This is a genomic window from Streptomyces sp. NPDC001606, from assembly GCF_053596835.1.
This window is the reverse complement of the sequence record NZ_JBSFHC010000002.1, coordinates 652,443-671,746: the sequence shown is the minus strand read 5'-3', so window position 1 is coordinate 671,746 and position 19,304 is coordinate 652,443. Positions and strand designations below refer to the sequence as shown.

Below are 19,304 nucleotides of genomic sequence, written 5' to 3'. Positions count from 1 at the left end.
CCATGACGGAAGACACCCGGACCCGCGAACGGCGGCCCGAGCGCTTGGTGATGATCGGCCACGGCCCGCGAACGTGGCGCGAGCTGCGGGTCAAGGCGCTGTGGATCGGGGTCTGGCTGGTCTTCCTCGCCCCGCCGGTCGGCGACCTGGCCGGCGGCCGGCACACGGGCGCGGCCACCGCGGCCGGCGCGCTCGGCCTCGCCGTCTTCGTCGCGGCCTATCTGACGCTGGTCTTCCGGAACATGGGCCGGCCGTTCGCCCGGCGGACCGTGGTCGGTCTGCTCGCGGTCCTCGGCGTCCTGGCCCCCCTGCTCGCCTCCACCCTCGGCCGTCCGTGGCTCGGGCTCTTCGTCTACGTCTCGGTGGCCTGCGGGGCGACCCTGCCGGTCCGGGCCGCCTACTGGGCGATCCCGGCCACGGCCGCCGTGTCCCTCCTCGTCGGGCTGTACGACGGGCAGCGGCCGGACTGGGACCTGCTGCTCGTCCTCCTCATCGGGTTCGCGATGACCGGCGTCGGCCAACTGGTGCGGACGACGATCGAGTTGCGCAAGGCACGGGCCACCGTCGCCCAGCTCGCCGCCAACGAGGAGCGCCTGCGCCTCGCCCGCGACCTGCACGACCTGCTCGGTCACTCCCTCTCCCTGATCACGCTGAAGAGCGAGCTGGCCGGCCGGATGCTGCCCGACCACCCCGACAAGGCGGCCCAGCAGGTCGCCGACATCGAACAGGTCAGCCGGCAGGCCCTGGTCGACGTCCGGGAGGCCGTCACCGGCTACCGGCGGCCCCGCCTCGCCGCCGAACTCGCCGGTGCCGAAGTGGCCCTGACCGCCGCCGGGGTCACCGCCGAGATCCCCGCCGAGCCCGACCTCACCGGCGTGGCCGAGGAGGCCGAGGCGGCGCTCGCCTGGGCGCTGCGCGAGGCGGTCACCAACGTGGTCCGGCACAGCGGCGCCGACACCTGTGCCGTGCGGCTGCTGCGCCGCCAGACGCTGGACGGGCCGGTCCTCGAACTCTCCGTCGAGGACAACGGGTCCGGCGCGACCGGCAGCGTTCCCGGCGGCGGCCCCGGCAACGGGCTGACGGGTCTGGCCGAGCGGCTGGAGAAGGCCGGCGGCGCTCTGGAGGCGGGCCGGGTCAGGCACGGCTTCCGGCTGGTCGCCCGCGTCCCCACGGAGGCCGGCGCGGACATAGGATCCGGGGCATGACGAGCACGATCAAGGTCCTGTTGGCCGAGGACCAGTCGATGGTCCGTGAGGCGCTGGCCGCACTGCTCGGCCTCGAGGACGACATCGAGGTCGTCGCCCAGGTCGCGCGCGGCGACGAGGTGCTCGCCGCCGTCGGCGCCCACGGTGTGGACGTGGCGCTGCTCGACATCGAGATGCCGGGCTGCACCGGCATCGAGGCGGCGGCCCGGGTGCACCAGGAGTTTCCCCAGGTCAAGCTGGTCGTCCTGACCACCTTCGGGCGGCCCGGATATCTGCGCAGCGCCATGGAGGCGGGCGCCGACGCCTTCCTGGTCAAGGACGCGCCCGCCGCCCAGCTCGCGGCGGCCGTGCGCAAGGTGCTGGCCGGGGAGCGGGTCATCGACCCCACCCTGGCCGCCGCCGCGCTCGCCGAGGGCGCCAATCCGCTCACCGACCGCGAGCGCGAGGTGCTCCGCGCGGCGGCCGACGGCTCCACCAACGCCGAACTGGCCAAGGCCCTCCACCTCTCCCAGGGCACGGTCCGCAACTACCTCTCCACGGCCATCCAGAAGCTGGCGGTCCGCAACCGGGCGGAGGCGGTCCGCATAGCCCGGGAGAAGGGCTGGCTCTGACTGCCCCGGACCGTCAGTTGAGCTTGGCCCGCGCCGTGTTCGCCTCCTGGCGGACCTGGTGGGCGGCGCTCTCGTCGACCACCTCGATCAGGTGGGCGTAGGCGTCCAGTTCCGCCGCCCCCGCGGTGAACTGCCCCCGCTGCACCAGCAGCTGCCCGCGCTCGTAGCGCAGCCGGGCCGGATGCGAGGGGATCAGCAGCGCCAGCTCCACGGCCAGCAGCCCGACGTCCGACCGCTCGGGCCGGGCGGCGGCCCACGCGCGCATGTTGTTCAGGATCCGCTGGACGACCTCCAGCGGCGGCGCGGGCTCCAGCATCCCGGGGTCCAGCGGCGCGCCCGTCGCGCCGGCCACCAGCAGCTCGGCGTCGGTGCCGGTCAGCACCCGGCCGCCGTCGAACGGATCGGCCAGCACCTGCTCCTTGGCCGTACCGAAGCCGACCACGAAGTGCCCGGGCAGCGCGACCCCGTACACCGGGGCACCCGCCCGCCGGGCGACCTCCAGCCACACCACCGACAGCAGGATCGGCAGCCCGCGCCGCCGCCGCAGCACCTCGTGCAGCAGCGAGGACTCCAGCCGCTGGTAGTCGCCCGGGGTGCCGTGGAAGTCGTACGCCCCGCCGAGCAGCCGTCGTACCGCCTCGGCCCAGGCGCGCGGCCCGCCCGGCCGGTACGGCAGCTCACCGGCCAGCCGGTCCAGCTCCAGCTGGGCGGCGTCGATGCCGGCCTCGTCCAGCGTGCCGTCCGCCTCCGCGCCGATCAGCAGGCACAGCGCGGCGAGGTCGGGCCGTTCGGACCGGGTCTCCTGCGCGAACCGCTCGCGCAGCTCGGCGGAACGTTCCGGCGGGGGCGGATACGGCGGCGGCAGATACGGGTGGTGCATGACTGGCTCCTGCCCTCTCCCGACGGGTTCTACGACCGTGCCGACGCGGTCGCCGAGCCGTCCCGAGGCCGGTCCGGCGCCCGGTAGTAGTGGTAGGCGTGGTGCGGGGCGAAGCCCAGAGCCGCGTACAGGCCCCGCGCGGCCTCGTTGTCCCGCTCCACCTGGAGCCAGGCCGCCGAGGCGCCCTCGTCCAGGGCGTGCCGGGCCAGCGCGGCCATCACCTCGGTGGCGAGCCCCTGACGGCGCCGCTCGGGGTCCACCTCGACCGCGGCGAACCCGGCCCACCTCCCGTCCACGACACACCGCCCGATCGCGGCGGGAGCCTGCCCACCGGGAACCGTCGCGAACCACGTCGAGGGCCCGCTGTGCAGCACCCGCAGGGCCACCTCGCTCACCCCCTTGCGCCGGTACCGCGCGAGCCACGCCTCGTCCGCCTCCCGGGACAGCACCACCCCGGCGCCCTCGGCCCGGTCCGCGACCGGCGCCAGCGCACCGGTCCACAGCTCGGCGGTCACCTCCCGCACCCAGCCGCGCCGCTCCAGCTCCGCGCCGAGCAGCTCCTCGGTGCCCTCGGCCCCGCTGGCGGTCTGGACGTAGGCGGGCAGGCCGCGCTCGCCGTACCAGCGTCGTACGGCCTCCAGGGCGGCGTCGAGCGGGCGGCCCGGGTCGCCGAGCGGCAGCACGCTGTTGGCCCGCCGCGTGAAGCCCACCCGTCGCCCGACCACCGCCCCCCATGGACGCGCTTCGCGCGGCACCTCCTGGACCGCGGCCCGCAGCTCCCACTCGCCCAGCCGCTCGCTCTCCACCGGCTGCCACGCGCGCGCGGCGATCCGGGCCAGCTCGGCATAGGAGGCCGCGGGGCCCGGCCGGCGTGCCGGGGCGGCCGGCACGACCTTCCCCGCGACCAGGGAGTTTTCCGGAATCCGGACGCGCTGACCATCCCGTCGTGTGATCATGAGCACGCCAGCATCCCATGATGTGAGAACACCGACCGTGTCAGTGAACTTCTGTGGTCCCTGACCGGTTCCGGCCAAGCATCGTACCGAGATACGTTTTCCCACGTCAGAAGGGGTAACACGGACTTCCAGACGTCCTGCCGCCGAGATTCCCACTGGTCAGATCACCCCTCCTGCTCGGATCATGCTCCGGAACGGAGATACTAGGGGCGGGCATCGACTACGCCGCGCTCCCGCGCGCCAGGCGGCGGAGCCTGAGGAGGCCCGCCAGCGCCCTATCGAGGAGGAACGACAGCGTGACCTACGTCATCGCGCAGCCTTGTGTCGACGTCAAGGACAAGGCGTGCATCGAGGAGTGCCCGGTCGACTGCATTTACGAGGGCTCCCGGTCCTTGTACATCCACCCGGACGAATGCGTCGACTGTGGTGCCTGTGAGCCGGTCTGCCCGGTCGAGGCGATCTTCTACGAGGACGACGTCCCGGAGGAGTGGAAGGACTACTACAAGGCCAACGTCGAGTTCTTCGACGAGCTGGGCTCGCCCGGCGGGGCCAGCAAGCTGGGGCTGATCGAGCGCGACCACCCCTTCGTCGCCGCGCTGCCGCCGCAGGGCGAGTGACCGTTTAAGCACCAAGCGGCCCGCCCACCGCGCCGCGCCGCCTCGGTCCCGTACGGCCAGATCGCCCTGATCGCCGCCGCACGGGACCGAGGCGTTTTCCCACGCCGCCGGGCGTTCCGCCGTACCAGACGAAAGCGAGCCACCGACCGTGTCCGCAGTCTCCGACCGGCTCCCCACCTTCCCCTGGGACAAGCTGGACCCGTACAAGAAGACGGCCGCCGCGCACCCCGACGGCATCGTCGACCTCTCCGTCGGCACCCCCGTCGACCCGGTTCCCGAGCTGGTCCAGAAGGCGCTGGTCGCCGCCGCGGACTCGCCGGGCTACCCGACGGTCTGGGGCACCCCGGCGCTGCGCGACGCGATCACCGGCTGGCTGGAGCGCCGCCTGGGCGCCCGCGCGGTGACCCACCGCCATGTCCTGCCGGTGGTCGGCTCCAAGGAGCTGGTGGCCTGGCTGCCGACCCAGCTCGGCCTCGGCCCCGGCGACCGGGTCGCCTACCCGCGCCTGGCCTACCCCACCTACGAGGTCGGCGCCCGCCTGGCCCGCGCCGCGTACGAGGTCTACGACGACCCGCGCGAGCTGGACCCCGAGGGCCTGAAGCTGCTCTGGCTGAACTCCCCGTCCAACCCGACCGGCAGGGTCGTGCCGAAGCAGGACCTGGCGGACATCGTCGCCTGGGCCCGCGCACACGGCGTCCTGCTGGTCTCCGACGAGTGCTACCTGGAGCTGGGCTGGGAGGCCGACCCGGTCTCGGTGCTGCACCCGGACGTGAACGGCGGCTCCTACGACGGCATCGTGGCCGTCCACTCCCTGTCCAAGCGGTCCAACCTGGCCGGCTACCGGGCGGCCTTCATCGCCGGCGACCCGGCGGTGCTGGGCCCGCTGCTGGAGATCCGCAAGCACGGCGGCATGATGACCTCGGCGCCGACCCAGGCGGCGGTCGTGGCCGCGCTGTCCGACGACACGCACGTCCATGAACAGCGCGAGCGCTACGCGGCCCGCCGCGAGATCCTGCGGGCGGCGCTGCTGGCCCACGGCTTCCGCATCGAGCACAGCGAGGCGAGCCTGTACCTCTGGGCCACCCGCGACGAGTCCTGCTGGACCACCGTCGCCCACCTGGCCGAGCGCGGCATCCTGGTCGCTCCCGGCGACTTCTACGGCGAGGCGGGCCGGAACTTCGTCCGCGTGGCCCTGACGGCCTCCGACGAGCGCGTACGGGCCGCGGCGCAGCGTCTGACGGCGTAGGGCCTGTCTTTCGGATCTTGCCGGCGTCGCGGGCCCTGGCACCGCCTGACGGCCCGGCAACCCGGGGCGGTACGGGAACGGGGCCCGGGGAACTCCCCGGGCCCCGTCAGCGGCCGTCAGCGGTCGAGCGGCGCGCTCAGCCGCCCAGCGGCAGTCCGCCCTGCACCGGCAGGTTCGGCAGGCCGCCCTTCGTCGCGGTGGACGCGGTGTCGCCGAGCACACCCCCCGCGGCACCGGCCGCGTCCCCCGCGGCCTTCTGCGCCACGGGCGTCGTCTTCTTCACGGCGCTGCCACCGGTCTTGCCCGCGGCCGGCACCGTCTGCTCGACGGCCTTGCCGCCCGCGTGGCCCGCGAGCGAGGTGACGTTCTGCGTGGCACCGTCGACCGTGTTGCCGACGTGCGCCCCGTCCACGGCGGTCAGACCACCGAGGTTCGGCGTGGCCGCCGGCAGGTTCGCGGCCGCATTGGCGGAGCCGGCCGCACCGACCCCGGCAGCCGCTCCCGCTGCGACGAGCAGCGCGGCACGGGCGATCCGGCGGGTCAGAGGGAGGGACATGATGCTCCATTCGACGGAAGAAAACGGTGGTGGTGTCCGGTCCGGTTCCGGCTCGGACGCCGTGACTACCGCTCGAACCCCCGTGAAGGTTGCGGACGCCCCAGGTAAAGAATGGATAACGCATCGCATTATCAGGTGTGGATAAAAACGGGCAAAGAACGTCTGCGCGACCGCGTGCAGAATCCTTCCGGCCCTTGAATTCCCGGGAATTCCGGTACGGCGGCCACTCTCGCCGGGGCGGCGGTCCGGTCCGGCGCCGCGCAACCCCCCGGAGTGATCCCCCGTACTACTGTCCGGTCACGATCCGGACGACCCCCGTCGACCGCTCCCCGGCCTGCCTGCCCCCGCCGGCCCCCGCGGAGCCGTCCGAGGCGACCGTCCGCCAGGTGTTGCTGGTGCTGCCGACGGTCCACTCCCGGCCCGCGTAGGCCACCCGCTGGATGTGCAGCGCCGAGGAGTTGGCGACGGCCCAGTGCGCCAGCTGCCAGCCGCGCTCCCGTTCCGTACGCCCCCGCGCGTCGGTCCGCGCGCCCTCGGGCACCGCCACCGTCACCGTCGAGCCCTGCGCGGTCGCGGCCACGCTCGGCGCCGGGGACGGCGACGGCACGGGCACCCCGCCCACCTCCGCGCCGGTCTCCTGCAACGCGTCCCGCCCGAAGTCCCGGACCAGCGCGGCCCGTACCGCGTCCGGACCGGTCGCCGTGGCCGTGGTGTCCCGGCGTCCGTCGCAGGTCAGGGTGGCCGCCGCCCGCCCGGTCAGCGCCGCCGCCAGCAGCCCGGCGTCCGCCTCGTGCTTGGCGTACGCCTCCGGATAGCCGCTGCGCTGCACCCGCTGGGCGGCCACCGTCAGCGGCAGGTCCATGTAGTCGGGCACCTTGGCCAGGTGAGCGTAGAAGATGCCGGCCGCGTAGTCCGGGTCCATGATCTGCCGCTCGGTGCCCCAGCCCTGCGAGGGGCGCTGCTGGAACAGGCCCAGCGAGTCCCGGTCGCCGTGCTCGATGTTGCGCAGCCCCGACTCCTGGAGGGCGGTCGCGAGCGCGATGGTCACGGCCCGCTCGGGCATCCCGCGCCCGGTGCCGACGGCGGCGATCGTCGCCGCGTTCGCCGCCTGCTCCGGCGTGAACTCGAACGACGTCCCGCTCCCGTCGGCGGAGACCACCGTGCAGCCGCGCGCTCCGCCGCCGCCGGTGATGTACTGCACCACGAGATAGGCGGCGACACCGCACAGGACCAACAGGGCCGCCGCGAAACGGAAGAGGCGGCCGCGGCGCTTGGGACGGGTGGGGGACGGCTCTGGCACGCGTACAAGGTACTGGAGCCCCCGACGGCCCTCACGAGGGGTTCCGTACAGCGGGAGCGAGGGGGCCCCGACGGGGGCGCGCTAGGGTCGTGAGCATGGCCGACACCTCGCTTGACCTCACGCTGGACGCCGCCGCGCTCACCGCGCGGCTCGTGGACTTCCCCTCCGAGAGCGGCACCGAGAAGCCCCTCGCGGACGCCATCGAGACCGCCCTGCGCGCCCTGCCGCACCTGACGGTGGACCGGTACGGCAACAACGTGGTGGCCCGCACCGACCTCGGCCGGGCCGAGCGGGTGATCCTGGCCGGCCACATCGACACCGTCCCGATCGCGGACAACGTCCCCTCCCGGCTGGACGAGGACGGCGTGCTGTGGGGCTGCGGCACCTGCGACATGAAGTCCGGGGTCGCCGTGCAGCTGCGCATCGCGGCCACGGTCCCCGCCCCCAACCGCGACCTGACCTTCGTCTTCTACGACAACGAGGAGGTCGCCGCGGAGCTGAACGGCCTCAAGCACATCGCCGCGGCCCACCCGGAGTGGCTGGCGGGCGACTTCGCGGTCCTGCTGGAGCCCTCCGACGGCGAGGTGGAGGGCGGCTGCCAGGGCACGCTCCGGGTGCTGCTGAGGACCAAGGGCGAGCGGGCCCACTCCGCGCGCGGCTGGATGGGCTCCAACGCCATCCACGCCGCGGCGCCCATCCTGGCCCGGCTGGCCTCCTACGAGCCGCGCCGGCCGCTGATCGACGGCCTCGAGTACCGCGAGGGCCTGAACGCGGTGCGCATCGCCGGGGGAGTGGCGGGCAACGTCATCCCCGACGAGTGCGTCGTCACCGTCAACTTCCGCTACGCCCCCGACCGCACCGAGGAGGAGGCGCTCGCGCACGTCCGCGAGGTGTTCGCGGACTGCGGTGTCGAGGAGTTCGTGGTCGACGACCACAGCCCCGGCGCCCTCCCCGGCCTCTCCCAGCCGGCCGCGGCCGCCTTCGTCGAGGCGGTGGGCGGCACCCCGCGCCCCAAGTACGGCTGGACGGACGTCTCCCGGTTCTCCGCGCTCGGCATCCCGGCGGTCAACTACGGCCCCGGCAACCCGCACCTGGCCCACAAGCGCGACGAGCGGGTGGAGACGGCGAAGATCATCGCGGGCGAGGAGCGCCTGCGGAACTGGCTCACCGCGTAGCGGGCACCGCAGGGCCGCCGCGCGGCTCTTCGTCCCCGGACACGCCGACGTACCCCCTCCGTAACCCGGGTGGATCTAGTCTGAGATCGAACTACCGGCAAGCGGAGGGAGCGCACATGGCTACCGGAAACCCCGAGGGGAAGAAGCAGCCGCCGGACGAGCAGCGGCTCGGACCGGTCCTCCGACGGCGCGGCCAGGTGACCGCCAGTACGACCGACCAGCGGCTGCTGGACGCGGGCGGTCCCTCGGACTGGGTGCACACCGACCCCTGGCGGGTGCTGCGCATCCAGTCGGAATTCATCGAGGGCTTCGGCACGCTCGCCGAACTCCCGCCCGCCATCAGCGTGTTCGGCTCGGCGCGCACGCCGGAGGACTCGCCGGAGTACGACGCGGGAGTGCGGCTCGGCCGGGGGCTGGTGGAGGCCGGCTGGGCGGTGATCACGGGCGGCGGCCCCGGGGCGATGGAGGCGGCCAACCGGGGCGCGTGCGAGGCGGGCGGCATCTCGGTCGGCCTCGGCATCGAGCTGCCCTTCGAGCAGGGGCTCAACCCCTACGTCGACATCGGGCTGAACTTCCGCTACTTCTTCGTCAGGAAAATGATGTTCGTGAAGTATGCCCAGGGGTTCGTGGTCCTGCCCGGCGGCCTCGGCACCCTCGACGAACTCTTCGAGGCCCTCACCCTGGTGCAGACCCAGAAGGTCACCCGCTTCCCGATCGTCCTCTTCGGCAGCGCGTACTGGGGCGGCCTGGTGGACTGGCTGAAGAACACCCTGGTGGCCCAGGGCAAGGCGGCCGAGAAGGACCTCCTCCTCTTCCACGTCACGGACGACGTGTCGGAAGCGGTGGCCCTGGTCTCCAAGGAGGCGGCCCGCTAGGCCTTCGTCAGGCCAGGCCTCGCCGGGCCACCGCAGGGGGGCGGTGCCCGGCGATGGAGGCCACCATGTCCAGCACCTGACGGGTCTCGGCCACCTCGTGCACCCGGTACACCTGCGCCCCGAGCCACGCCGACACCGCGGTCGTCGCCAGCGTGCCGATCAACCGCTCCTTCACCGGCCGGTCCAGCGTCTCGCCGACGAAGTCCTTGTTGGACAGCGACACCAGCACCGGCCAGCCCGTCGCGACCATCTCGTCCAGCCGCCGCGTGGCCTCCAGGCTGTGCCGGGTGTTCTTCCCGAAGTCGTGCCCGGGATCGATGAGCACCGACTCGCGCGGCACACCCAGCGCGACCGCCCGCTCCGCCAGCCCCACGGTCACCTCCAGGACATCGGCCATCACATCGTCGTACGCCACCCGGTGCGGACGCGTCCGCGGCTGCACCCCACCCGCGTGCGTGCACACCAGCCCCACCTTGTGGCGCGCCGCGACCTCGGCCAGGCCGGGGTCCACACCGCCCCAGGCGTCGTTCAGCAGATCCGCCCCGGCCGCGCAGACCGCCTCGCCGACCTCGGCCCGCCAGGTGTCCACGCTGATGACCACGTCCGGGAAGCGGCGCCGCACCTCCGCCACGAAGCCCACCGTGCGCCGGGCCTCCTCCGCCGCGGAGACCTCCTCGCCGGGCCCGGCCTTCACCCCGCCGATGTCGATGATCGCGGCGCCCTCGGCCACCGCCTGCTCCACGCGCGCGAGGGCGGGCTCGTCGCGGAAGGTGGCCCCCTGGTCGTAGAAGGAGTCCGGGGTCCGGTTCACGATCGCCATGATCACCGGCTCGTGCGGGCCGAATTCCCGCCTGCCCAGCCTGAGCATCCGCTGTGACCTCTCCTAGTACGTCCCGCTGTACAGCCGTCTGTGACCCTAACTGTCGGACTCGCATGGCACGATCGGACCCATACAGTTCGGCTTCCGGCACCGTGTCCGGCTGAGAGCGTGGGGACCCCCTGGCGATGGTGATGTTCTTGTTCCTGGTCGTCGCGCTGGCCGTCGTGGTCGCCGCGGTGACACTCGCCGTGGTGGGCGGCGGCGAGAGCGGCCCGCTGCCCGAGGCGGCGCCCGAGCGGCTGCGCGATCCGCTGCCCGCCGACCGCCCGGTCGACAGCGCGGACGTGGAGGGCCTGCGCTTCCCCGTCGCACCGCGCGGCTACCGCATGGCGGACGTCGACGACGCCCTCGGCCGGCTGGCCGCGGAACTCGCCGAGCGGGACGCCCACATCGCCGACCTGGAGTCCGCCCTGGCCGGCGCCCGCGCCGCCGCCGCGCACGTACACGCGCATGGAGAGGCGCACCAGCCGGAGCGGGGCGAGCGCCCGGAGGAGCAGCGATGAGCGACGGAGGTGCCCTCGCCGGGGCCGACGGCGCGCTGCGCTGCCCGTGGGCCCTGTCCACCGAGGACTATGTGTCGTACCACGACGAGGAATGGGGCCGCCCGGTCCACGGCGACGACGCCCTCTTCGAGCGGATCAGCCTGGAGGCCTTCCAGTCCGGCCTGTCCTGGATCACCATCCTGCGCCGCCGCCCCGGCTTCCGTACGGCCTTCGCCGGCTTCCACATCGAGAAGGTCGCGTCCTTCACCGAGGAGGACCGCGACCGGCTGCTGGCCGACCCCGGCATCATCCGCAACCGCGCCAAGATCGACGCCACGCTCGCCAACGCGCGCGTGCTCGCCGGCTGGGCCGAGGGCGAGCTGGACGAGCTGATCTGGTCCCACGCCCCGGACCCGGCCGCCCGCCCGGTCCCGCGGACCCTGGCCGACGTCCCCGCGGTCACCCCGGAGTCGACGGCCCTGTCCAAGGCCCTGAAGAAGCGGGGTCTCAGATTCGTCGGCCCGACGACGGCCTACGCCCTGATGCAGGCGTGCGGGCTCGTCAACGACCACCTGGCGACCTGCGTGGCCCGCAGCGCGCCCTGAGGACGAGCCCGGCAAGAAGACCAGGACTTACCGCCCCAGGTACTTCGGCTTCTCCTTGTTCACGAACGCCTGCACCGCGATCGCGTGGTCCTCGGACTGCCCCGCCCGCGTCTGGAGCTCGTCCTCCTTCTCCAGCGTCTCGTCGAGGGAGTGCGTCAGCCCGTAGGCCACCGCCTCCTTGATCGCCGCGTAGGCGACCGTCGGCCCCTCGGCCAGCGCCCGCGCCACCTTCTCGGCCTCGGCGCGCAGCTGAGCGGACGGCACGACCCGGTTGGCGACACCCAGCTCCAGCGCGTCCTGGGCACTGATGCTGCGCGGGAAGAGCAGCAGGTCGGCGGCGCGGCCGGGGCCGATCACCCGCGGCAGGGTCCAGGAGATGCCGGAGTCGGCGGTGAGCGCCACCCCCGCGAACGACGTGTTGAAGGAGGCGGTGTCGGCCACGATCCGGTAGTCCGCGGCGAGCGCGAAGCCGAAGCCCGCCCCGGCCGCGACGCCGTTCACCGCGGCGACCACCGGCTTGGCCGCCCCGGCGAGCGCCCGGACGATCGGGTTGTAGTGCTCCTTGACCGTGCTCATGGTGTGCCCGGAGCCGGTCTCCCGGTCGGCGGCGAGCAGTCCGATGTGCTCCTTGAGGTCCTGGCCCACGCAGAACGCCCGGTCCCCGGCGGCGGTCAGCAGGATCGCCCGTACGGCCGTGTCCCCGGCCGCGGATTCCGCCGCCTCCCGCAGGGCGACCTTGGTCGCGATGTTCAGCGCGTTCATCGCCTCGGGGCGGTTCAGCGTGATCGTCGCGAGCCCGTCGCTCACCTCGTAGAGCACGGTGTCGGTCATGGCGTCCCCTCCGTTGTCCTCGCGGCTGACGTACCGCTCAGTACGTCCCTGTCCGAAGGACAGCATGGCGGAGATCGCCGTCCAAGGGCCGGAACGGACGTGTGACCTGTGTCAAAGAAAAGCGGAGCGGCGCCGTGCGGTGCGGGTTCGCGCGGGGGAGCAGTATCACAGCCACATCGCCGAATTGAGTGGTTTTGCTCGCGCGCGTTGCCCAAGCGATGCCGACTGATGTTGGTCATCGGGTCCTGAGATGCGGGATAATGGCCTGGAAGCAATGTGTTCGATGCCGGTGTCGTGTGTCCGAGCCGGACCGCGGGTGCGCCCCTCGGGGCTGTCGGCAGACGATGAGCTGGTTTCAGGAAGGGGAACGAGCATGGCGGCCATGAAGCCGCGGACGGGCGATGGCCCGCTCGAGGTGACCAAGGAGGGGCGGGGCATCGTCATGCGCGTTCCGCTCGAAGGCGGCGGTCGGCTTGTCGTCGAGCTGACCCCTGACGAGGCCGCGGCGCTCGGCGACGCGCTGAAGAACGTCGTCGTCTGAGCGAACGAGTCAGTCCTCCCGGCTGCCCCGGCATCGTACGCGGTGCCGGGGCAGCCGCGTCTTCGGAACCCGCGCTCTACCGCCTGCCTCGGCAGGCGGTGAACAGGTTCCGCTCAGCGTCTGACCGCGCACAGCAGCCCGTCGCCCACCGGCAGCAGCGACGGCACCAGCTCCTGGCTCTCGCGCACGGTGCGCAGCAGCTCCCGCAGCCGCAGCACCTCCGTGGGCTGCGGCCCGGAGTCGACCGTGCGGCCGTTGGCGAAGACCCCCTCGAACACCACCAGACCGCCAGGCCGCAGCAGGCGCAACGATTCGGCGAGATAGTCCGAGTACTCCAGCCGGTCCCCGTCGCAGAAGACCAGGTCGTAGCCGGCGTCCGCGAGCCGGGGCAGGACGTCGAGGGCGCGGCCCGGGATGAAGCGGGCCCGGTTGCTGGCGAAGCCCCCGGCGCGGAAGGCCTGCCGGGCGAACTGCTGGTGCTCCGGCTCCGGGTCGACCGTGGTGAGCACCCCGTCCGGCCGCATCCCGTGCAGCAGATGGATTCCGGACACCCCGCAGCCCGTGCCGATCTCCGCGACCGCCTTCGCGTCCACGGAGGCGGCGAGCAGTCGCAGCGCGGCGCCCGTGCTGGGGGACACCGAACGCAGCCCTGCCTCCCGGGCGCGGTCACGGGCCCAGAGCAGCGCTTCTTCCTCGGCGACAAAGGCGTCGGCGAACGCCCAGCTCGTCTGCCGGTTGCCGGTAATGACCCTCTCCTGTCCCCGTGGATGCCTGGGCGTGACTGTATCCGTTGGCGACGGGAACCCGCAGATGGGACCGGGCGTTTATAGGGATGAGACGGTGGCCGGGGAGGCGGCGGGGGGTAAGAGGTGGAACAGGACACCGAGCAACTGCCGACACAGCCGGGTGAGGCGTGTCAGCGCGTATCAAATTCTCGTAAAACCGCTTATCCGGAGCTAACGGGCGAGGTGGCTATGGTAGGGGCTCCACTGGACACCACCAGAGCCGACAGGGGAGGTGCGGCTGCGCCCGGGGATCGGGGCGGAGTGCTGCGGCGCTTCCTCGGGTCGGCGGGCAGGCCGAAATCCGTGACCGACACCGCTGCTGACAGCCACGCCACCGGTTTCGCCGCAGGCGACGCCCAGACCGCGACCTTCTCCACCGACGCGGACGGGCAGGCGTGGACTCCGCCCACCTGGGACGAGATCGTCAGCACCCACAGTGCTCGCGTCTACCGCCTCGCCTACCGCCTGACGGGCAACCAGCACGACGCCGAGGACCTCACCCAGGAGGTCTTCGTCCGGGTCTTCCGCTCGCTGTCGACATACTCGCCGGGCACTTTCGAGGGCTGGCTGCACCGCATCACCACCAACCTCTTCCTGGACATGGTCCGGCGCAAGCAGCGCATCCGCTTCGACGCCCTCGGCGAGGACGCGGCCGAGCGCCTGGCCAGCCGCGAGCCGACCCCGCACCAGGTCTTCAGCGACGCCCACTTCGACGCCGACGTCCAGCAGGCCCTCGACACCCTCGCGCCCGAGTTCCGCGCCGCCGTCGTCCTGTGCGACATCGAAGGACTGTCGTACGAGGAGATCGCCGCCACCCTCGGCGTCAAGCTCGGCACGGTCCGCTCCCGTATCCACCGCGGCCGCTCCCAGCTCCGCAAGGCGCTCGCGCACCGCTCCCCGGAGGCCCGCGCGGCCGAGCGCCGCTCCTTCAGGCCCCGTGTGCCCGCTCTGGGGGGAGGGGGCGCGACCGCGTGAGTGGATCACGGCCGAAACCTGTCGAGGAAGGACACCTCGCAGAGCAGCACCTGGGAGACCGACTCTCCGCCCTGGTGGACGGGGAGCTCGGTCATGAGACGCGCGAGCGGGTCCTCGCCCACCTGGCCACCTGCGCCCGGTGCAAGGCGGAGGCGGACGCCCAGCGCGCACTGAAGAGCGTCTTCGCGGAGGCCGCCCCGCCCCCGCCCTCGGCGAGCCTGCTGGCCCGCCTCCAGGGCCTGCCCGGCGGCGACCTGGACGGGGACGGCACGACGCCCGGCGGCGGCCTCTTCGGACGCGGCATCGCCCCCGGCCCCACCGGCACCTCCGCCGCCCTCGGCGTCTTCGGGGCGCGGCGCGGCGAGCGCTTCACCTTCGGATACGTCCCCGACGCCCCGCACTCCCCGGCCGCACCCGGTTCCGCGGCGGAGCAGCGCGGCTTCCGCATCCATCCCGTCGGCCGCCCGGACGACGCCCGCCCGGCCTCGCGCGGGCTGCGGTTCGCGTTCGCCGCGGCCGGTGCGGTGTCGCTGGCCGCGATCGCCCTCGGCGGGGTCACCACCGCCGTCCCCGGGGACTTCAGCGCGGACGCCCGCGGCGGCTCCGGCACCGGAGTCGTCCCGTCCCGTCCGGCGGGCAGCGGTGCGGGCGCGGCGACGCCCGACACCCAGCGCCGCCGGCCGGTCGGCCCGCTGCTCGCCCAGGGCGGCAGCGCGCTGCTCGCCGAGACCTCGGTCGCACCGACCTCCATCGCCGCGCCGATGGTGCCCGGCATCCCCTCGCCGGGCACCGGGCAGCAGGACACCGGCCCCCAGGGCGCCGTACGCCCGCTGACCGCCCCGGCGACGGCGGGCGCTGCCGTCGCGTCCCCGCTGATACGCCCGCTGGACGAGACGGTGCTTCCACCGCTCCCCGCCTGGTCGCCGACGCCCGATGCCACCGGTCCCGGCCTGCTGTCCGGACACGGGCTGCTGTCCGCCCCCGCCCCCCACCCCACCTCCGCTCCCTCGGCGTCCCCCTCCCTGCTCGACCCACCCCACCAGGCCCGCTGAGACCGGCCCCTGCTCCCCGGCCCGCGAACCTGGTTGAATCCTGTGAGGGCCGTGCCCGTGGCGAGGACCCGGGCGCGCAGTCGACGTTCCGCGGCCGCCACCGAAGCGTGCGGTCGCGGCCAGCCGTGGGGAGAGCATGAACGAGGGGAACCGTGTCCCGCCGGGCGACGACTCGGAGGGAGCGGCGGGGGAGTCCGCGGAATCCCGGTCCGTGACCGGCGACTTCGAACTGGCCCGCCCCGCCGAGACACCCCCCGACGGCGACTTCGAACTGCCCAAGCCGGCCGCTGCCGCGGAAGAGGGGGCAGGGGGAGAGCCGGTGCAGGGTGCTGCGGCTGGAGGTGTGGCCGAGGGGTCTGCGCGCCAGGGGTCTGCGCGCGAGGGTGTGGCCGAGGGTTCTGCCGTGAAGGCGGCTGCGGCGCAGGGCACTGCGGTTGAGGGGCCTGCCGCCGAGGGCGCTGCCATGGATGGTTCTGCCGTCGGGATGCCTGCGGCGCTCGGGTCTGCGGACGAGGCTGTTGCGGTGCAGGGGCCTGCTGCCGGAGGAGGGCCTGCCGTAGCGGGGGCCGCCGTCGAGGGCCTTGTCGTCCAGGGTGCTGACGTAGCGCGGACCGTCGTCGAGGGGGCCGCCGACGCCGGCCGGGTGGTCGAGGGCGGGCAGGCGGGGTGGCCGGCTCCCGGCGAGCGGCCCAAGCCTCTGCACGACCCCGACCCGTACAGCACCCCGCCGTACGGCGAGCCGGGGCCCTGGGCCCCCGCACCCCCGGTCCAGCACCCGGCGACGGCCACCCTGCCCCACGGAGCGGCCGTACCGGTGCAGAGCCAGCCTGCCCCCGGGCACACACCGGCACCGGCAGCGGTCGTGCCGTCGGCTCCGGGGCACCCGGCACCCGCTGCGGCCGTACCGCATGCACAGGCGCCCGCGCCGGCCGCACCCGTTCCCGCCACCCCGGCCGGGGCGGCGCCCGAGCCGCAGGTTGCCGGGGATCCATGGCAGCGGTACGACCCCTGGGCCGGCGGCTCCGGCGAGGGGCGGATCCTGGTGCACGGTCCGTTGCAGCAGAGCGGTGCCGCCGTGCCGTCGAAGGAGCAGCGGCGCCGCCGGGCCAGGCGGCTTCTGCTCGGGTGGACCATGGTCGTCGCGGTCCTCTCCGCCGGGATCGGCGGGATCGCGGGCGCCTATGTCGAGCGCCAGCGACTGGACGGCGACGTGAGCCTGCCGCAGGCCGGGCACGTGCCCGCCGGGCGGGCGCCGGACAGCGTGGCGGGGATCGCCGCCCGGGCGCTGCCGAGCGTGGTCACGATCCATGTCAGCGGTTCCGACGAGGCCGGCACCGGCACCGGCTTCGTGCTCGACACCCGGGGCCACATCCTGACCAACAACCACGTCGTCGCGCCCGCCGCGTCGGGCGGCCGGATATCCGTGACCTTCAGCAGCGGCGACACCGTCAAGGCGCGGATCGTCGGCCGGGACAGCGGCTACGACCTCGCCGTCGTCCAGGTCCAGGGCGTCCACGGACTCACCCCGCTGCCCCTCGGCAACTCCGACGAGGTCCGGGTCGGCGACCCCGTCGTGGCCATCGGCGCCCCCTTCGACCTGGCCAACACCGTCACCTCCGGCATCATCAGCGCCAAGGAGCGGCCCATCACGTCCGGCGGCGAGAAGGACGACGGCAGCGACGTCTCGTACGTCGACGCGTTGCAGACCGACGCGCCCATCAACCCGGGCAACTCCGGCGGGCCTCTGCTGGACCGGCAGGCCCAGGTCATCGGCATCAATTCGGCCATCCGCTCCGCCGACAGCGGCTCCGACTCCGCGGACGGCCAGGCCGGCTCCATCGGGCTCGGCTTCGCCATCCCCGTCAACCAGGCCAAACGCGTCGCCGAGGAACTGATCAACGACGGCCGTGCCAGCCACCCGGTGATCGGCGTGACCCTCGACATGGGCTACACCGGCGACGGCGCCCGGATCGACCGCCGGAGCGCGGACGGCGGCCCCGCCGTCCTCAAGGACGGCCCGGGGGAGCGGGCGGGCCTGCGGTCGGGCGACGTCATCACCGACGTGGACGGACAGCGCGTGCACACCGCCCAGGAGCTGATCGTGAAGATCCGCGCCCATCGCCCCGGCGACCGGCTGCGGCTGACGGTCGAACGCGGCGGCGGTGAGCGCGAGGTCTCACTCGTGCTGGGCGCTTCCGAGCAGAACTGACAGAAGTCTCACCTCGGGACGGTACCGGTCGGACAGGAACGCCGGGTACCGTTGAGCGACCGAGGACATCGCAAGGAGCGTCAGGTGTTCAATGACATAGGGCCACTGGAGCTGGTGACGATCATCGTTATCGCCGTGCTCGTCTTCGGCCCGGACAAGCTCCCCAAGGTCATTCAGGACGTCACACGGACGATCAAGAAGATCCGCGAGTTCTCGGAGAGCGCCAAGCAGGACATCCGCAACGAACTGGGTCCTGAGTTCAAGGACTTCGAGTTCGAGGACCTCAACCCCAAGACGTTCATCCGCAAGCAGCTGGACAACGACGATCTGGGGCTGAAGGAGATCCGCAACGGCTTCGACCTGAAGAAGGAGGTGGCCGAGGTCACGGACGCGGTCAACGGCTACGACACCGAGCCGTCCGCCCCCGCCTCCTCCTCGTCCTCCGCTTCCTCGTCCTCCGGCGGCCGGGTCGACATGACCAAGAAGCCCGAGGAGCCCGGCACGGACGACCGGCCGCTCTTCGACGCCGACGCCACATAGCTCCACGGCACATAGCGACACCCCACATAGCGGCACGCCAGATGGCGACACGCGCACCGGCGCACGCGCCGTGCACGTGACGCGTTTCATAACGGACACCCGGCTCGCACGGCCTGAACAGGCCGTTCGCGCGACCCACGCAACCAACGCCTGCCCTGCCGCTCTCACGGGTGTGGATATGCTGCCGAGTTGTTGTGCGGACCGGAGGAGTACGCCCGAAGGGGGGCGGGCCGCCCCGGTCCGACGAGAGCGAGGAGGCGTCCGGGCAGATGGAGACGACGAGTCGGGTGGGCGCGCAGGCGCCGGTCGCGGAGGGACAGCAGCTTCCCTCCGTCCGGCGTACGGTCGACGGCTACCTGGAGGCGCCCTTCCCGTGGTACGCCCTGGACGAGGCGTTCACGGGGCCGCGTTGGCTGATGCAGGTCGGTATGGCTTCCGACGGCGCCGTCGAACACGGGTCGATCGGGCACGGTGACGAGCCCTCCGTCCGCGGCGAGACCGGCTCCCCCGGTGAGCCGCGGGAGAAGTTCGCGGTCGTGGTCACCGTCGCCGCGCATCCGTCCCGGCGCAGCGCCGACGGTACGGGCCTGCTGGAGGCCACCTCGGTCTCCTCGGCCGCGTGGCTGGCGGGGGTGGGGCTGCTCTCCTTCACCTGGCCCGGGCAGATGGACCACAGCCTGCGTGACGACTGGCTGGAGCAGCAGACGGAGACCGCCTGGGCCCTGGCCGACGACCTGGACGGGTCGGAGTGGTCCAGGCTGTCCCTGCCGGTGGACGGGGCGGCCGCCTCTTTCTACTACCGGGAGTCCGAGTTCGGCTGGGTACTGGCCGGTACGACGGAGGCAGGCGTGCATCTGGGGGCGTACGGGCGGGGCATGAGCGCGTACGGGCTCGGGTTCTCGGTGGTCAAGGACATCGCCGCGTACGCGTAGCCGGATCCGTCAGGGGGACCGCCGTAGCCGTCGGCGGTCCCGGACGTGTCC

Annotated in this window: 21 protein-coding genes; 14 read left to right on the top strand and 7 right to left on the bottom strand. The window is 73.3% G+C overall.

Features of this window, described 5'->3' with window-relative positions:
• Positions 1–2 precede the first annotated feature (2 nt).
• Entirely contained in the window at positions 3–1,205 is a 1,203-nt protein-coding gene (locus ACWCV9_RS07430) for a sensor histidine kinase (RefSeq protein ID WP_450784683.1), read from the top strand.
• Positions 1,202–1,816, top strand: a complete 615-nt coding sequence (locus ACWCV9_RS07425; RefSeq protein WP_385840191.1) for a response regulator transcription factor — start codon at positions 1,202–1,204, stop codon at positions 1,814–1,816. The genes ACWCV9_RS07430 and ACWCV9_RS07425 overlap by 4 nt, the downstream gene beginning before the upstream one ends.
• A 13-nt stretch (positions 1,817–1,829) precedes the next feature.
• On the opposite strand, the gene ACWCV9_RS07420 is transcribed toward ACWCV9_RS07425, so the two are convergent.
• On the bottom strand, positions 1,830–2,696 hold the full coding sequence (locus ACWCV9_RS07420; RefSeq protein ID WP_450784682.1) for a transglutaminase family protein: 867 nt from the start codon (positions 2,694–2,696) through the stop codon (positions 1,830–1,832).
• A gap of 29 nt (positions 2,697–2,725) precedes the next feature.
• Positions 2,726–3,808: a GNAT family N-acetyltransferase gene (locus ACWCV9_RS07415; RefSeq protein WP_450784681.1), complete on the bottom strand. Its 1,083-nt coding sequence runs from the start codon at positions 3,806–3,808 to the stop codon at positions 2,726–2,728.
• Positions 3,809–3,948: 140 nt separating this feature from the next.
• On the opposite strand from ACWCV9_RS07415, the gene fdxA reads away from it, so the two are divergent.
• Both fdxA and ACWCV9_RS07405 read left to right on the top strand, forming a co-directional pair.
• Positions 3,949–4,269 carry a ferredoxin gene (gene fdxA / locus ACWCV9_RS07410; protein ID WP_023546973.1) on the top strand — a complete coding sequence of 107 codons (321 nt, stop codon included), beginning with the start codon at positions 3,949–3,951 and terminating at the stop codon, positions 4,267–4,269.
• A 148-nt stretch (positions 4,270–4,417) separates the two neighbouring features.
• Positions 4,418–5,515 (top strand): bifunctional succinyldiaminopimelate transaminase/glutamate-prephenate aminotransferase, encoded by a 1,098-nt coding sequence (locus ACWCV9_RS07405; protein ID WP_450784680.1) that lies wholly within the window; start codon positions 4,418–4,420, stop codon positions 5,513–5,515.
• Between the two features lie 136 nt (positions 5,516–5,651).
• Here the strand turns inward: ACWCV9_RS07405 and ACWCV9_RS07400 are convergent, their stop codons facing one another.
• Both ACWCV9_RS07400 and ACWCV9_RS07395 read right to left on the bottom strand, forming a co-directional pair.
• Positions 5,652–6,071 (bottom strand): ATP-binding protein, encoded by a 420-nt coding sequence (locus ACWCV9_RS07400; RefSeq protein WP_385840187.1) that lies wholly within the window; start codon positions 6,069–6,071, stop codon positions 5,652–5,654.
• A gap of 286 nt (positions 6,072–6,357) precedes the next feature.
• A complete protein-coding gene (locus ACWCV9_RS07395) occupies positions 6,358–7,371 on the bottom strand; it encodes a heavy metal transporter (protein WP_450784679.1) in 1,014 nt (337 codons plus the stop codon).
• 95 nt (positions 7,372–7,466) lie between these two features.
• On the opposite strand from ACWCV9_RS07395, the gene dapE reads away from it, so the two are divergent.
• Positions 7,467–8,546, top strand: coding sequence for a succinyl-diaminopimelate desuccinylase (gene dapE, locus ACWCV9_RS07390; protein WP_450784678.1), 1,080 nt, complete (start codon positions 7,467–7,469; stop codon positions 8,544–8,546).
• Between the two features lie 116 nt (positions 8,547–8,662).
• Positions 8,663–9,421, top strand: coding sequence for an LOG family protein (locus ACWCV9_RS07385; protein ID WP_450784677.1), 759 nt, complete (start codon positions 8,663–8,665; stop codon positions 9,419–9,421).
• A gap of 7 nt (positions 9,422–9,428) precedes the next feature.
• Here ACWCV9_RS07385 and folP read toward each other — a convergent pair whose 3' ends face one another.
• The gene (gene folP, locus ACWCV9_RS07380; RefSeq protein WP_385840181.1) at positions 9,429–10,289 is read right to left on the bottom strand and encodes a dihydropteroate synthase; all 861 of its coding nucleotides are present in this window, start codon (positions 10,287–10,289) and stop codon (positions 9,429–9,431) included.
• Between the two features lie 137 nt (positions 10,290–10,426).
• Here folP and ACWCV9_RS07375 point away from each other — a divergent pair, with 137 nt between their 5' ends.
• Both ACWCV9_RS07375 and ACWCV9_RS07370 read left to right on the top strand, forming a co-directional pair.
• A complete protein-coding gene (locus ACWCV9_RS07375; protein WP_450784676.1) occupies positions 10,427–10,804 on the top strand; it encodes a DivIVA domain-containing protein in 378 nt (125 codons plus the stop codon).
• Positions 10,801–11,388, top strand: a complete 588-nt coding sequence (locus ACWCV9_RS07370; protein WP_450784675.1) for a DNA-3-methyladenine glycosylase I — start codon at positions 10,801–10,803, stop codon at positions 11,386–11,388. Before ACWCV9_RS07375 ends, ACWCV9_RS07370 begins: the two co-directional genes overlap by 4 nt.
• A gap of 27 nt (positions 11,389–11,415) precedes the next feature.
• Here ACWCV9_RS07370 and chcB read toward each other — a convergent pair whose 3' ends face one another.
• The gene (gene chcB / locus ACWCV9_RS07365; RefSeq protein ID WP_450784674.1) at positions 11,416–12,219 is read right to left on the bottom strand and encodes a 2-cyclohexenylcarbonyl CoA isomerase; all 804 of its coding nucleotides are present in this window, start codon (positions 12,217–12,219) and stop codon (positions 11,416–11,418) included.
• A 373-nt stretch (positions 12,220–12,592) separates the two neighbouring features.
• On the opposite strand from chcB, the gene ACWCV9_RS07360 reads away from it, so the two are divergent.
• Positions 12,593–12,760: a DUF3117 domain-containing protein gene (locus ACWCV9_RS07360; RefSeq protein WP_385840176.1), complete on the top strand. Its 168-nt coding sequence runs from the start codon at positions 12,593–12,595 to the stop codon at positions 12,758–12,760.
• Positions 12,761–12,873: 113 nt separating this feature from the next.
• Here the strand turns inward: ACWCV9_RS07360 and ACWCV9_RS07355 are convergent, their stop codons facing one another.
• Positions 12,874–13,572 carry an O-methyltransferase gene (locus ACWCV9_RS07355; RefSeq protein WP_385840330.1) on the bottom strand — a complete coding sequence of 233 codons (699 nt, stop codon included), beginning with the start codon at positions 13,570–13,572 and terminating at the stop codon, positions 12,874–12,876.
• A 234-nt stretch (positions 13,573–13,806) separates the two neighbouring features.
• Here ACWCV9_RS07355 and sigE point away from each other — a divergent pair, with 234 nt between their 5' ends.
• The 5 genes from sigE to ACWCV9_RS07330 all read left to right on the top strand — a co-directional run bounded on the left by sigE (position 13,807) and on the right by ACWCV9_RS07330 (position 19,253).
• The gene (gene sigE, locus ACWCV9_RS07350; protein WP_450784673.1) at positions 13,807–14,520 is read left to right on the top strand and encodes an RNA polymerase sigma factor SigE; all 714 of its coding nucleotides are present in this window, start codon (positions 13,807–13,809) and stop codon (positions 14,518–14,520) included.
• Positions 14,517–15,572, top strand: a complete 1,056-nt coding sequence (locus tag ACWCV9_RS07345; RefSeq protein ID WP_450784672.1) for a zf-HC2 domain-containing protein — start codon at positions 14,517–14,519, stop codon at positions 15,570–15,572. Before sigE ends, ACWCV9_RS07345 begins: the two co-directional genes overlap by 4 nt.
• A 523-nt stretch (positions 15,573–16,095) precedes the next feature.
• Positions 16,096–17,781 carry a trypsin-like peptidase domain-containing protein gene (locus ACWCV9_RS07340; RefSeq protein WP_450784671.1) on the top strand — a complete coding sequence of 562 codons (1,686 nt, stop codon included), beginning with the start codon at positions 16,096–16,098 and terminating at the stop codon, positions 17,779–17,781.
• 84 nt (positions 17,782–17,865) lie between these two features.
• Entirely contained in the window at positions 17,866–18,321 is a 456-nt protein-coding gene (locus tag ACWCV9_RS07335; RefSeq protein ID WP_385840172.1) for a sec-independent translocase, read from the top strand.
• Positions 18,322–18,590: 269 nt separating this feature from the next.
• Positions 18,591–19,253, top strand: a complete 663-nt coding sequence (locus ACWCV9_RS07330; RefSeq protein WP_450784670.1) for a hypothetical protein — start codon at positions 18,591–18,593, stop codon at positions 19,251–19,253.
• Positions 19,254–19,304 lie beyond the last annotated feature (51 nt).

Bases quoted from the DNA above. Each gene is read 5' to 3' on its own strand.
- ACWCV9_RS07430 (WP_450784683.1), top strand. From the start codon at position 3: ATGACGGAAGACACCCGGACCCGCGAACGGCGGCCCGAGCGCTTGGTG.
- folP (WP_385840181.1), bottom strand. From the start codon at position 10,289: ATGCTCAGGCTGGGCAGGCGGGAATTCGGCCCGCACGAGCCGGTGATC.
- ACWCV9_RS07420 (WP_450784682.1), bottom strand. From the start codon at position 2,696: ATGCACCACCCGTATCTGCCGCCGCCGTATCCGCCCCCGCCGGAACGT.
- dapE (WP_450784678.1), top strand. From the start codon at position 7,467: ATGGCCGACACCTCGCTTGACCTCACGCTGGACGCCGCCGCGCTCACC.
- ACWCV9_RS07385 (WP_450784677.1), top strand. From the start codon at position 8,663: ATGGCTACCGGAAACCCCGAGGGGAAGAAGCAGCCGCCGGACGAGCAG.
- ACWCV9_RS07330 (WP_450784670.1), top strand. From the start codon at position 18,591: ATGGAGACGACGAGTCGGGTGGGCGCGCAGGCGCCGGTCGCGGAGGGA.
- ACWCV9_RS07375 (WP_450784676.1), top strand. From the start codon at position 10,427: ATGGTGATGTTCTTGTTCCTGGTCGTCGCGCTGGCCGTCGTGGTCGCC.
- ACWCV9_RS07360 (WP_385840176.1), top strand. From the start codon at position 12,593: ATGGCGGCCATGAAGCCGCGGACGGGCGATGGCCCGCTCGAGGTGACC.
- ACWCV9_RS07400 (WP_385840187.1), bottom strand. From the start codon at position 6,071: ATGTCCCTCCCTCTGACCCGCCGGATCGCCCGTGCCGCGCTGCTCGTC.
- chcB (WP_450784674.1), bottom strand. From the start codon at position 12,219: ATGACCGACACCGTGCTCTACGAGGTGAGCGACGGGCTCGCGACGATC.
- ACWCV9_RS07370 (WP_450784675.1), top strand. From the start codon at position 10,801: ATGAGCGACGGAGGTGCCCTCGCCGGGGCCGACGGCGCGCTGCGCTGC.
- ACWCV9_RS07425 (WP_385840191.1), top strand. From the start codon at position 1,202: ATGACGAGCACGATCAAGGTCCTGTTGGCCGAGGACCAGTCGATGGTC.